This window comes from Collinsella aerofaciens (genome assembly GCF_001404695.1).
Lineage (GTDB): Bacteria > Actinomycetota > Coriobacteriia > Coriobacteriales > Coriobacteriaceae > Collinsella > Collinsella aerofaciens_E.
In genome coordinates, this window is sequence record NZ_CZAQ01000023.1 from 25,747 (window position 1) to 38,862 (window position 13,116).

Below are 13,116 nucleotides of genomic sequence, written 5' to 3' on the forward strand. Positions count from 1 at the left end.
ACATTCCAGTTACTCTGCGGGCAGGAACTCGGCAACGGTCTTGGCGATTCCGACACCCGTCAGACCGTAGTGCGCAAAGACCTCGGGGCTCGTGCCAGTGATGACCGGCGCGTCGGGCAGGGAGAGACACTTGACCGGACGCGGGCAATGCTCGCCCACCACCTGCGCGACCATAGAGCCCAGACCGCCGAAGGGGCTGTGCTCCTCGACGGTCACGACGGCGCGCGTGGCACCGGCGGCCTCAATCACGGCCTCGGCGTCGAGCGGCTTGACGCAGTACATGTCGAGTACCGTTGCCGAGATGCCCTGCTCGGCCAGCAGGTCGGCAGCGTCCACGGCATGGCGGACCATCTCGCCGGTAGCGACGAGCGTTACATCGGTGCCGCGGCGTACCCAGGTGGCGCGATCCATCTGGAACGGGCACTCGTCCTCGGTGTACACGTCCTCGACCGGGTTGCGGCCCACGCGGATGTAGGCCGGTTTGTTATCGGCGACCAGGGCCCGCACGAGCTCGGCGGTCTGGAAGCGGTCGCTCGGCAGATACACGCGCATGTTGGGAATCGCGCTCATGGCGGCGATATCCTGCGCGGAGTGATGGCTCATGCCCAAAGCGCCGTAGGACACGCCGCCCGAGATGCCGATGAGCTTGACGTTGGTGTTGGAGTACGAAACGTCGACCTTGCACTGCTCATACGAACGCGTGGTCACAAAGGACGCCGGCGAGGCGGCCCAGGCCTTCTTGCCGCACGAGGCCATACCGGCGGCGATGCTCACCAGGTCCTGCTCGGCGATGCCGACCTCAATGGACTGCTGGGGATACTGGTCAAAGAACGGCGTGAGCGATGCAGAGCCGCGGGAGTCGGAACACAGGACGACGATGTCCTTGTCAGTTGCGGCGGCCTCGAGCAGCGTGTCGCAGATAACCTTGCGGTTGGCGATCTTGTTAGCCATTGATAGCCTCCTTATGGGCAGCGAAATCGGCGATAATCTGGGCATATTCCTCATCGTTGGGCAGGTGATGATGCCAGGCGGCCTTGTCCTCCATAACCGGCGAGCCGTAGCCCTTCACCGTGTTGAGGATGATGACCGTGGGCTTACCCTTGGTCTCGGCGGCCAGCGTCAGCGCGGCGTCGATGGCCTGGACGTCGTTGCCCGGAATGGACAGCACGTTCCAACCGAAGGCGGCCCAGCGCTCCTCCTGCGAATCCTGCTTCATGACGTCCTCGGTGCTGCCGCTGATCTGCAGGCGGTTGCGGTCCACGAGCGCGCACAGATTATCGAGCTGGTAGTTGCCGCCGCTCATGGCGCCCTCCCAGACCGAGCCCTCGGCGAGCTCGCCGTCGCCCATGATGGTGTAGACGCGGTAGTCGCGGCCGTCCATCTTGCCGGCGAGCGCCATGCCCACGGCCACGGGCAGGCCGTGACCCAACGAGCCCGAGTTCATCTCGATGCCCTTGAGCTTGTTGTTGGGGTGGCCGATGTAGGGGCTGCCGAACTTGGAGAAGCGGGCCTTGACGTCGTCGAGGTCAAGATAGCCCTCGTGGCAGAGCACCACGTAGTAAGCCTCCATGGCGTGGCCCTTAGAGAGCACGAAGCGGTCGCGATTGGGATCGTCGACGGTCTCGGGCGAAATGTTGAGGTGGTTGGCGTAGAGGGTCATGAGGGCGTCGATCACCGACATGTCGCCGCCGATGTGGCCGCCGGCGCCAGCCATGATGATATCGACGCAATCGCGGCGAAGGTCCCAACGCAGGGACTCAAGCTCTTCGATAGTTGCCATTTCTACTCTCCTCGCAGGTAGGCTTTAACGTCTTCTTCGATGGGGTCGTACAGGTCGGGGGCGATGCCGATATACTTGCACGCCTCGTAGAGCACCGGCACCACGTTGGCATGAATGGCGACGCAGTGGTGGATGTAGGGACCCTCAACGATCTTGGCCTCGAGGCGCTTGAGGTTGTCGACCTCGACCCACAGGTAGGTGCCCATGCCGGCCGGGCCGTCGATGCCGCGGGCGTTGCCCAGTAGCAGCGAGTACTCGCCGTTGTCACCGTCAAAGCGGGCAAGGGTGAGGTCGCCGTGCTTGGCCTCGGCCGTCAGCGCGCCGGGGTGATCGAAAGCCAGCGGGTAGGTGAGCTTGGGCTTGACGGCCGCGCAGCTGCAGGGCCAGGGGCCGCAATGCTGCAGCAGCTCGCCGTTCTCGTTATCGGGATGGCGCACGGTCCAGTCGGCGAACATGCCGCGGTGACGGCCCAGGTCGGCGGCCTCGACCATCAGCGCGGTGATGGCGCCGTGGATATCGGTCTCGCATACGATAGGAATGCCCATCTCGTTGAGGATGGCGTTGGCGGCGCAGGGCATAATGCCCAGCTCGTCCTGCAGAGCGTTCCAGCACTGAATGGCACCGGCGTTGCAGCCATACTTCTCGACCAAGCGCTTCATGGCGATGGCAAGACCGGCGACCGCGGGGACCTTGTCCTCGGGGATGCAGATCTCAAAGCTGTCGTTGATGTGGGCAAGCATGGCGGCCATGGCCTGCTCGTCGGCCTGGGCGTCGCGCACAGCCTGGACAAGTTCGGTCATGGGGATAGGCGAAAGCTGGATGTTGAACTTCTCGAGCAGCTCGCCCTCGTTGCACATGGTCGACCAGAAGTCGAACGGACGGGTGGCCATCTGCAGGATGCGGGTGTGCTTGAAGGTCTTGACCACGTTGCAAACGGCCAAAAAGTCCCAAACGCCGCGCTCGAACTCGGGGTCGGTCAGGCGGCAGTTGGTCATGTAGGTGAAGGGAACCTGGAAGCGGCGCAGGACCTTGCCGGTGGCGAACAGGCCGCACTGGCTATCGCGCAGGCGTGTGCCGTCGGGCTCGGGGCGCTCGTCGCGCGGACCCCACAGCAGTACGGGTAGACCGAGCTCGCGGGCAAGGCGAGCGCAAACGTACTCGGTGCCAAAGTTGGCGTGGCACAGCATAATGCCATCGACGCCCTCGGCGCGGAATTTCTTGACGATGGGCTCGATATGGCTGTCGTCGAACAGCAGGCCCTCTTCATTGATGTCGTCGATATCCACGATGTCGACGCCGATCTCGCGCAGGCGATCAGCCGTCAGGCCGCGATACTTGATTGCGTCCGGCGCGCTAAAGATACTGCGGCGCGTGGGCACAAAGCCGAGCTTGATCTTGTCCATGTACGTCCTCCCCTAATCACATGTTCAGTAAACAGACGCATGTTTCGTTTTGTTCTGTTTACTAAATGTTTTACTCTACTGTTTAGAAGTTTAACGCGAAATACCCGTAGACGGTAGAGAAATCAGCCTAAACGGTATGTAAACAAACTGAACATACAAGGGCATCAAAAAGAGGGCCCAAAGGACCCTCTCTTAGTAGCGTTATGTATGGCTGCCTTAGCGAGCTTTGCCTCCCTACGGCCCAGCGTTGCCTTTGCCTAGATCTCACGCACGCTTTGGCGCTCGACAAAATAGGTCGACACGGCCGTCTTGCAGGTATAGCTCTTGGGATTGCGGATGTTGCCCACCAGGCGGCGCACCGCGATCTCGCCCACCTCGTGCTTGGGAACGTGCACCGTGGTGAGCGGCGGATTGGAGAAGGCGCCCAAAGACAGATCGTCAAAGCCGATGATTGAGACATCCTCGGGGACACGTATGCCGTGCTCGTTCAGCGCGCGCATGGCGCCTACGGCGAGCACGTCGTTTTCGGCAAAGAAAGCCGTCGGCAGGTCGTCGCGCGAGACGCTGTCGAGCCATGCGCCCATGTCGCGATAAGCACCTTCGAGCGTGGTGCCCAATGTGACGCGCCATGTCGGGTTGGCCTCAAGGTCCGCATCCTCAAGCGCTTGGCGATAGCCGCGCTCGCGATCCTTAAAGTTGCGGATGCGAAGGTCGCCTGCCAGATAGCCGATTTGCTTGTGACCCTTCTCGATAAGGTAGTCCACGGCGCGCAGCACCGAGTCGGTGTTGGCAATGACTACGGCATCGAAGTACTGACGATCGCTCCAGCCATCGAGCACGATCAAGTGGGCGGCAGCGTTGGCGAACAAGGCATAGTCTTCCTCACCCAGCTCGGTACCCATCAGCACGATGGCGGCCGACGGGTCGGCGATCAGGCCCTCGACCTGCGGGCGCACGGCGTCCAGGTCGCTAAAGTCGAGCGAGACAAAGCTCGTGCTCATGCCGTGGCGACGCGCCTGGCGCTCCACGCCCTCGATGACCGCGGGGTGGAAGGTGCTCTCGTCCAGGATGGCGCCCGTCTTGCGCGCGAGCACAAACTGGATGCTCTCGAGCTGCGTCGACTGCTGATAGCCGAGCGACTGCGCGCACTCCAGGATGACCTTGGCGGTCTCCTCGCTCACGCTGCGCTTGCGGTTAAGCGCGTTGGACACGGTCGCAGGCGAAAAACCGGTGATGCGGCTGATTTCGCGAACACTTGCTTTGGCCATTGTTCCCCCTAGTAGCGGTCGCGGTCGAGCATCGTGGCCTGACCGCCCCGTGACTCGACAACTAAACGACCGCAAATTCAATCTAAACAGAATAGTAAATGTTTAATAGCTAGTTTAGCCTGTTGTCAAGCGAAGCGACGCGACTATTCCCCCAACGGGCACATTTGCTCGGTAGCTAAAAAAGCCCCGTCCCAAATTGACTACTTGGGGCGGGGCGTGAAAAACATTTAGCCCAGGACGCGGGCCATACGCGCCTTGAACTCGGACAGGAAGCGTGGGGCGTCCACGGTGAGCGCCACGAGCGCGCTCTTATCTGGATCGGACAGACGGTGCTCGTCGCAGATGGTGCGGCCGCGATACTCGCCCAGCAGGTCGACACGCAGGTTACAGCCGAGCGCACCCACGAGCGTGGGATCAATCGCCACGGCAACCGCCAGCGGATCGTGCAGCGCGCAGCCGCCCAGGTAGGGCGCGTTCATTTCGTACGAACCGATATAGTGCTCGACCATGCTCGCAAACGCGCAGCCAGCCATAGTGCCCGAGCCCGTCCAGCCGGCAACGTCGCGACGTGTGAGCACCACGCGGTGCGTCACATCCAGGCCCACCATGGTGAGCCTGCGGCCCGAGCGCAACACAGCGTCGGCAGCCTCGGGGTCGCCCGCCATGTTGGCCTCGGCGCCCGCGCTCACGTTGCCGGGCACGGTAAGGGCGCCGCCCATCACGACCACGCGGCCGATAGACATCATCGCCGCCGCATCGCGCTCCAGGGCAAGCGCCAGATTGGTGAGCGGGCCGGTCGCAACGTAGACCAGATCGGGACCATAGGTACGCGCGGCATCAATCAGGTAATCGACCGCCGCATTGCCGTCGGCCGACGTCGCGCCCACCGGCTCGTACGGCGAGGCGGGCACGCTTGCGCCGCCGATGCCGTTCTTGCCGTGGATAAGCGTGGTGGACGCCGGCGGCGTGTAGGGTTCGGTCGCCTTCATGGGACGATCGGCGCCCAGGTACACCGGCACCTCGGGACGACCCAACAGGTCGAGCACCGCCAAGCAGTTGTGCGCCGACTGCTCGACGCGCACGTTGCCAAAGCACGTGGTGATGCCGACGAGCTCCACCTCGGGGCTCGCGATGGCGTAGGCAAGCGCCATCGCATCATCCACACCCATATCCAGATCAAGGATCAGCTTCTTGGTTGCCATTGTTCTACTCCGCTTCTCCGTCTACATCCAAACCGTCTAAACCAAACTTGTGCTCGACTTCCGCACGCGTGGGAATTGATTGCTGAGCGCCCAGGCGCGACACCGTCACCGCCGAGGCGCGAGCACCCGCCGCCATGCACTCAAAGAGCGGCAGGCCCTCCAGACGAGCCGCCGCCAACGCGCCGATAAACGTATCGCCCGCGGCCGTCGTATCGACCACCGCGCTCGAAAGCGCCGGCATGCGCAGCGGCTCACCGCCATCGCCGAGCGTAACCGAGCCGGCGCCGCCCAACGTGATGACCGCAGCCCCGGCGCCCTTGTCGAGCAGCGCATTGAGCGCGGCGACGCAACTCGCATCATCCGTGGGCAGAATGCCCGTCAGTACCTGGCACTCGGTCTCGTTGGGGCAGACCAGGTCGACCGCTGGCCACGCTCCTGCCGGCAGGTCGCAGGCGGGCGCCGGGTTAAAGATCGTATAGAACCCCAGCTCGTGAGCGCAAGCAAGCGCCCCGGCCGTCGCCGCAAGGTCACATTCGCCCTGGGCGATAAAGACGCCGCCAGCAGCCGGGGCAATCTCGCTGGCATCGCCGTCGAGCTCGTCGGCCACCAAGCGCCTCAGTGCGCGGGCAACGTCCTCGCCCGCAAGCGCATGGTTGGCGCCCGGCGACAGCACGATGCGGTTGTCGCTCTCACAGCGAATGATAGTCGCAGTACCGGTCTCCACGTCGTCGAGACGTGTCACGGACTCAACGCCCACGCCGGCATCTTGGAGCCCTGCCACAAGCGCATCGCCAAAGGTATCGCGCCCAACAGCGCCGATCATGCACGTGCGCGCACCCATGCGCGCAGCGGCAACGGCCTGATTGGCTCCCTTACCGCCGGCGTTGGTGATAAAACCGCTGCCATCGACCGTCTCGCCCGCGCGCGGCATGCGCTCGCACGCCACCGAAAGGTCCATGTTCATGCTGCCGAACACCGCAACGATGCTGTGATCCGCCATGGAAACCTCCTCGCCTTCAGGCTTTGCGCCCACCATCGACCAACGATTGTGCACTCTCGCACCCCCTATAACTTTAGTCCACTTTGATGTGGACGCGCGCTTGAGCTTGCGCCAGCAGCAAGCATTCACAGGGGCAGGCAGCTACAATGAATACGTGCTGATTATTCTCGTCATTGGATGATGTTTTATGGAACAATTCTCGCAATCGGGCTCGCGCGGTCGACGCCGCACGGGCAACGAGCCGGCGCCGCACGAACGCGTGAAGGGCGAGCGCCGTGCCAACGAGCCGCGACGCACCGCGAGCCCCCATCGCGCTTCTGCCAACAACGCTGGCCGCGCCAACACTCCCGCCGCGGAGCAGACGCCTGCTCGCCCCAAGTCCCGCTACATCCCTGCGCTCGACGGCCTGCGCACGCTTGCCGTCGTCGCGGTGGTGCTCTATCACCTCAACCTCACGTGGGCTCAGGGCGGCCTGCTTGGCGTCACGATCTTCTTTGTGCTTTCGGGCTATCTGATCACACGCCTGCTACTCAACGAAGTCGCTAAGACCGGCCGCATCGACCTCAAGAGCTTCTGGATCCGCCGCATCCGTCGCCTGGTCCCCGCCGTGGTGACCGTTGTGGTTGTAACCTGTGCGCTGTGCACCGTCTTCAACCACGTGATGCTCACCAAGATGCGTCCCGACATTCTGCCGTCGCTGCTGTTCTTTAACAACTGGTGGCAGATTATGCAGGACGTTTCGTACTTCAACGCCCTGGGCGACCCCTCGCCGCTTACGCACTTTTGGTCGCTCGCCATCGAGGAACAATTCTACCTGGTTTGGCCACCGCTGCTGTTTGCCATGGTGTCCATGCATGTGAGCAAACCCAACACGCGCCGTATGGTCCTGGGACTCGCAGCGGTATCCGCCCTTGCCATGATGGTGCTCTACAACCCTGCCGCCGACCCCAGCCGCGTGTACTACGGCACCGACACCCGCGTCTTCTCGCTGCTGCTGGGCGCCTGGATGGCCTTTATCCCCGATCGCGACCTGGCGCCGGTGCGTCTCGCTCATCGTTTGGGGCTCAATCGCCTGGCTGGCGCCGCCAAGCACGGCAAGAACGCCGAGGGCAAGCCTGGCGAGAAGGCCGACAACGCAGCCGAGACCGTCCCGGCACAGCCGAGCGCCCTCGTGCGCTTTTGGTCCTCGCCCGCATCCATCGATGTGTTGGGCGTCGTGGGTCTGGTTGGCCTTGCCGCCATGGTCGCGCTCACCAACGGCTACACCGCGTTCCAGTATCGCGGCGGCACGCTGCTATGCTCCATCCTCACGCTCATGGTCATCGCGGCCTGCGTGCAGCCCCAGGGAATGGTTGCCCGCGCACTGTCCGCCGAGCCGCTCGTGTGGGTTGGCAAGCGCTCGTACAGCATCTACCTGTGGCACTATCCGCTACTGTTGCTCATGAACCCGGTCGCCAACATCAACGATACGCCGTGGTGGCAGTACATTTTGCAGGTGTTGTTGGTGGTCGCCGTAGCCGAATGTTCATATCGCTTTATCGAGACGCCGTTTAGAAAGGGCGCCTTTGGGCGCACCGTATCCGAGTTCCGCGACGGCACCACCGCGCCCGCCAACTGGGTGCGCGCGCACGTCCCTGTCTGCGCAGCCTGCGCTGTCGTGTTGGTCGTTGCACTGGGCGGCCTGATCTTTGTGCCGGAGACCTCCGCACTGAGCGGTGAGGGCGCCGAAGTCCTCAACAAGGAAGCCAAAAACACCGCGCCCACAGACCAACAGGCGGCCGACGACACCGACAAGGACAACGACGGCTTCCCCGATGGCTCCTACGACCTGTTGATGATCGGTGACTCCGTGTCGCTGCGCGCCGTTGATTCCTTTGACGGCGTGTTCCCGCACAGCCATATCGATGCCGAAAAGGGCCGCCAGTTTGATGCGGGCCGCGCGACATTTGAGGGCTATCTCCAACAGAACCTTGCCGGCAAGATCGTGGTCTTTGCACTGGGCACCAACGGCTTGGTAACCGACGACCAGATCGACGCCATCATGACCGATGCAGGAGATAAGCGTATTGTGGTGTTTGTGAACACGCGCAGCCCGCAGCCGTGGGTTGGCTCTACCAACCAGGCCATCGCCAACGCTGCTACGCGCTACAAGAACGTGCGCGTTATCGACTGGTACGGATACAGTGCCAATCGCAACGACCTGTTCGATGGCGATGGCACGCACCTGTCGACCACTGGCGTGACTGAGTACCTCAACTTGATCCACGATGCAGTCAAGAAGGACCTGCCCGTGCATCCCGAGGATCACGTCAACGATCTGCAGCCGGCGGCCGTCAAGTCTGCCACCGACGCGCTCGTCAATGCGCTCGCTCTCAAGCCGCACAAGCTGGGCACCGACAAGTAACCTGCAGCGCAAACTTCCCACATCCGGAGGGGTGCGCCACGGCAGGCACCCCCTCCGACAGTTAGGGACGTTCCTTATGTGCCGGCACCCAGGGACACTCCTGACACAGCCGAGGAACGCCCTCCTTGCGACCAAATTCTGGGCGCCTCGCCACCCCGAACGTTGTTTCCAAGCCCACACCCGCAGCAAACAACCCAAAATCACTCTTTTCGAGCCGGCTCCAAGGGGTCGTGGACAAAAAGGGGCAAATATGAGTACTGTTACCATTTTAGTAGCAGGCAAAACCACCCAAAATGACGTCCGAGCGACCCCTACAACCCCCTAAAGCAGCCAACCTGACTGGTTTAAGACATATTGGAGCCAATTTTAATGAACATACTATCGGCTATGTCCATTATCTTCTTGGATGTAAATGCTATTCACTTAGCAACAGTACTCATATTTGGCATTTTTTGTCCACTGCCATATAACTAATGCCCTATAGCGGGCAAAAAACAGGCCGCAGTCCATCGCTGCGGCCTGTTCGGAAGCAAAAGTGGGCGTTAAGCGCTGTAGCCCATCGCCTGCAGGACAAACATGACGACCGTGAGCACCGTAATCACGCCGATAGTCGCCCACGTGAGCACGTTCCATACGCGGCCGTTGCGGTTGGCGCCCATAATGTGACGGTCGGCGGCGATAACCACCTGGAACACCAGAACCACGGGCAGTAGCACACCATTGATGACCTGCGAGGTCATCATAATCTGGAACAGGTCGACGCCGGGCATGAGCACCAGCACGGCAGAGATACCGATGATGGCCGTAATGATGCCGCGATAGACCGGGGCCTCGTCCCAGCTGCGGTCGGCACCGCGCTCCCAGCCAAATGCCTCGCAGATAGCGCTCGACGTAACGCCCGGCAGCACGCAGGCAGCCAAGAAGCTCGCCGCGACCAGGCCCGAGGCAAACAGTACCGTGGACCACTGACCCGCAATAGGCTCCAGCGCGCGGGCAGCATCGGCAGCATCGCTAATCTGAATACCCGCCGGGAACAATACCGTGCCGGTCGTGATGATAATGAAGCCCGCAATGATATCAGCAGCGATCGAGCCGCTCACGGTATCAATACGCTGCAGCACGATATCGTCCTCGCCCGCGTTCTTATCGACCACGTTGTTCTGCGCCAAGAAAATCATCCACGGCGCGATGGTGGTACCGATCGTTGCGACCACGAGCGACACGTAGCTGGGGTCATTTTGAATGTTAGGCACAACCAGGTCGACCGCGACCTCACCCCAGTTGGGGCCAGCCATAAACGCGGCGACGATATAGGTCACGAACACGCAGCTCACCAGCAGCAGAATCTTCTCGATGCGCTGGAAGCTGCCCGACATGGTAAGCATCCAAACCAGCAGCGCCACGAGCGGCACCGAAATGCTCGCCGGCACGCCAAAGAGGGCAAGGCCGCTCGCGATACCCGCGAACTCCGAAATGGTCACAGCCGTGTTGGCGATCAACAGCGCCGCCATAGCAAGTACACTCTTGCGCACGCCAAAGCGCTCACGAATGAGCGATGCCAGGCCCTTACCCGTGACGCAGCCGCAGCGCGCCGCGGTCTCCTGCGTCACGATGAGCAGCACAGTCATGACGGGAAGCATCCAGAGCATCTTGTAGCCATAGCTGGCGCCCGCACTGGAATACGTTGCAATGCCGCCGGCGTCATTGCCCGAAAGCGCCGCCAGCAGACCGGGACCCATAGCGCCAAAGATGGCCGCGATGGTCAGCTTTTGCTTGGTGCCCGACTTTTGCTTGGTATTTTGCACGCGACCACCTAACCCATGACTGACATGGCGAGCAGCACCGCGGCGATGCAATACGCCACACACGAGATCATGACGGCAATAACGTTCATGGCGGTGCCCGACGTGTTGAGGTCATGCTCGTCACGCCAGAACAGCACCATCAGGTAAATCACGGCGCTCATGTTGCCAACCAGGCAAATGATGGCAGCGATATTAAAGCACCCGGTAAAGAGTTGCTCCTCAAACATGGGCGCATCGGGGAACGCGGCGGTGCGCACCAGCTGGGCGCACAGGTAGGTCACGAGTGACAGAATCAGGCCCATGCCCGTGCTCTGGAAGAAGAACCCCAGATACGGCTTGGGTTCGTCGTCGTGACCGTCATACTCCAGGAAGTAGTTCTTGACGAACGACACCATGCGCGAGGCCGCCAGCAGCACGAGCGGCATGGCGCACATGGGGAACACCACCAGATGCGCGGAGCCGAGCGCCGTCCCCAGCACGGTCGCCATGATGCACGACGCGATGCCCCATACAACAACCCAGTACTGGCGATGCACGAACCAGCTGAGCACGTTCGTCGAGTCGTCCGACGCGCTATCGCCCGAGCCGACACCGGCGATCTGCAGGTCCTCCTGATGCTCCTCGGCGATAACGTCCATGGCATCGTCGAAGGTCACGATACCCAGGATATGACGGTTCTCGTCGCAGACAGGAATGGCAACCAGGTCGTACTTGGTCATCTCGTCCGTCACGTCTTCCTGGTCCTCGTCGGGCGACACGTAGACCAGATCGCGATAGGCGAGCTGGCCCAGCGTGGCGTCGCGGTCGGCCACGATCAGCGTGCGCAGCGAAAGCACGCCCGTCAGCATGCCGCTCGGATCCTCGGTATAGACGTAGTAGACGCTCTCGAAGTCCTCGTCGAGCTCGCGAATCGCCTCGATGGCGTCACCGACCGTTGCCGTGGCGGGCAGGGAGACAAACTCCGAGGTCATGATGCGGCCGGCGGTGTTGTCCTCATACCCCAGCAGGTTACGAATCGCCTTCTCCTCCTTGACGCCCATCAGGCGCAGGAGCTTCTCGGCCTTCTCGTAATCGAGCTCGTCGATCAGGTCGGCGGCGTCGTCCGGGTCCATCATGGCCAGCATCGACGATGCGTCCGTGTCGGACAGGCCCTCGAGCATCTCGGTCATAAGCTCGTCGTCATCGAACTCCGAGATGGCCTCGGCGGCCTGGGCGGTATCGAGCTGCGCAAACACCTGCGCACGTAGGCGCGGGTCGAGCTGCTCGATAATGTCGGCGATGTCGGCAGGGTGCAGCTCGCCGAGCGTCTTGTGCGACACCGAGAGCTGAATGTTCTTGGTCGAGCGGTCGAGCAGGTCCATGTAGGACCAAGCGATGATGTCCTCACTGAGTGGCTTGCCCAGGTGCTTCATAAAGCCTTCGACGATATGCTCGAGCGCGGGGCTGATGGCGCGTAGCAGACCGCGGGCACCGACCTCGGCACCCAGCAGGCGCAGCTGGTTTTCGCCCGACATGGAAAACTTGATGTCGTTGACGCGCACGACCTTCATGCCCTGCGTGTCGACAATCTGCTTGTTGAGCACGTCGCGGGCAAGCAGGAGCTCGGTCGGCTGCAGGTACGAGAAGCGAATATTGGTGGCAGACGTGTTGAGATACACGCCCGTCTCATCGATACGGTCGACCCATTTGCGCCAGCTGATCATAAACGGCGTCTTGCCGGGGCCGCGGAACGCGAGCGACGTCACGTGCGGAAAAACTTCGCCGGTAGCAATACCAAAATCGTTGACCACGCCGAGCTTTTCGCCGTCGACATCCAAGACCGGCAATTTGAGCATCTCACTCAGATAATTCAATGGTGCTCCCCATCATTATTCCTCCGAACGCGGCCGCGCGTGCGGCGTCCGGGGGCTTCTGGATATGTATACGCATGCGCGGGCGGCACGCCGCTCGGCGCTCACACCCCGTGCATGCGCGAAAAGCACCTGCATGGGGTCATCGACTGTATGGTCGAGGTTTGGATTTCACCTGTAACCTTTCTCTTGACCCTCATTAACCGCAGTAACTATAGCATCAGCATCGCCCTGCGGCATCGAATTTATGCGCTGCACATTGCAGGCATACCAAACGCTGACGCATCCGTGACATAGCCATTGGGTGTTCCTATAGTTTTGTCAACCGTCGGGGCTACTCCCGGTAGGGCACCCGGTCGCGCATCACGGCGTATATCGCCCTGAGCCGCTTCCTCGCGACGGCC

At 61.9% G+C, this 13,116-nt stretch carries 9 protein-coding genes; 1 reads left to right on the top strand and 8 read right to left on the bottom strand.

Features of this window, described 5'->3' with window-relative positions:
- Window positions 1-9 precede the first annotated feature (9 nt).
- The 6 genes from AQ996_RS06700 to AQ996_RS06725 all read right to left on the bottom strand — a co-directional run bounded on the left by AQ996_RS06700 (window position 10) and on the right by AQ996_RS06725 (window position 6,653).
- Window positions 10-951, bottom strand: a complete 942-nt coding sequence (locus AQ996_RS06700; RefSeq protein ID WP_055252154.1) for a transketolase family protein — start codon at window positions 949-951, stop codon at window positions 10-12.
- Window positions 944-1,780 (bottom strand): transketolase, encoded by an 837-nt coding sequence (locus AQ996_RS06705; protein WP_055252155.1) that lies wholly within the window; start codon window positions 1,778-1,780, stop codon window positions 944-946. Before AQ996_RS06705 ends, AQ996_RS06700 begins: the two co-directional genes overlap by 8 nt.
- Window positions 1,781-1,782: 2 nt before the next feature.
- Window positions 1,783-3,183, bottom strand: coding sequence for an L-fucose/L-arabinose isomerase family protein (locus AQ996_RS06710; RefSeq protein ID WP_055252156.1), 1,401 nt, complete (start codon window positions 3,181-3,183; stop codon window positions 1,783-1,785).
- Between the two features lie 257 nt (window positions 3,184-3,440).
- A complete protein-coding gene (locus AQ996_RS06715; protein ID WP_055252157.1) occupies window positions 3,441-4,451 on the bottom strand; it encodes a LacI family DNA-binding transcriptional regulator in 1,011 nt (336 codons plus the stop codon).
- A 227-nt stretch (window positions 4,452-4,678) separates the two neighbouring features.
- A complete protein-coding gene (locus AQ996_RS06720) occupies window positions 4,679-5,653 on the bottom strand; it encodes a nucleoside hydrolase (protein ID WP_055252158.1) in 975 nt (324 codons plus the stop codon).
- 4 nt (window positions 5,654-5,657) lie between these two features.
- Entirely contained in the window at window positions 5,658-6,653 is a 996-nt protein-coding gene (locus AQ996_RS06725; protein ID WP_070097149.1) for a ribokinase, read from the bottom strand.
- A gap of 187 nt (window positions 6,654-6,840) precedes the next feature.
- Between AQ996_RS06725 and AQ996_RS06730 the strand changes: the two genes are divergently transcribed.
- Entirely contained in the window at window positions 6,841-9,057 is a 2,217-nt protein-coding gene (locus tag AQ996_RS06730) for an acyltransferase family protein (RefSeq protein ID WP_055252160.1), read from the top strand.
- A gap of 542 nt (window positions 9,058-9,599) precedes the next feature.
- Here AQ996_RS06730 and AQ996_RS06735 read toward each other — a convergent pair.
- Entirely contained in the window at window positions 9,600-10,796 is a 1,197-nt protein-coding gene (locus AQ996_RS06735; RefSeq protein WP_055252163.1) for an Nramp family divalent metal transporter, read from the bottom strand.
- A 74-nt stretch (window positions 10,797-10,870) separates the two neighbouring features.
- Window positions 10,871-12,715, bottom strand: a complete 1,845-nt coding sequence (locus AQ996_RS06740) for a magnesium transporter (protein ID WP_055252161.1) — start codon at window positions 12,713-12,715, stop codon at window positions 10,871-10,873.
- Window positions 12,716-13,116 lie beyond the last annotated feature (401 nt).

Coding starts and splice junctions, on each gene's coding strand:
- AQ996_RS06730 (WP_055252160.1), top strand. CDS start 6,841: ATGGAACAATTCTCGCAATCGGGCTCGCGCGGTCGACGCCGCACGGGC.
- AQ996_RS06720 (WP_055252158.1), bottom strand. CDS start 5,653: ATGGCAACCAAGAAGCTGATCCTTGATCTGGATATGGGTGTGGATGAT.
- AQ996_RS06735 (WP_055252163.1), bottom strand. CDS start 10,796: ATGGGTCCCGGTCTGCTGGCGGCGCTTTCGGGCAATGACGCCGGCGGC.
- AQ996_RS06700 (WP_055252154.1), bottom strand. CDS start 951: ATGGCTAACAAGATCGCCAACCGCAAGGTTATCTGCGACACGCTGCTC.
- AQ996_RS06725 (WP_070097149.1), bottom strand. CDS start 6,653: ATGGCGGATCACAGCATCGTTGCGGTGTTCGGCAGCATGAACATGGAC.
- AQ996_RS06715 (WP_055252157.1), bottom strand. CDS start 4,451: ATGGCCAAAGCAAGTGTTCGCGAAATCAGCCGCATCACCGGTTTTTCG.
- AQ996_RS06710 (WP_055252156.1), bottom strand. CDS start 3,183: ATGGACAAGATCAAGCTCGGCTTTGTGCCCACGCGCCGCAGTATCTTT.
- AQ996_RS06705 (WP_055252155.1), bottom strand. CDS start 1,780: ATGGCAACTATCGAAGAGCTTGAGTCCCTGCGTTGGGACCTTCGCCGC.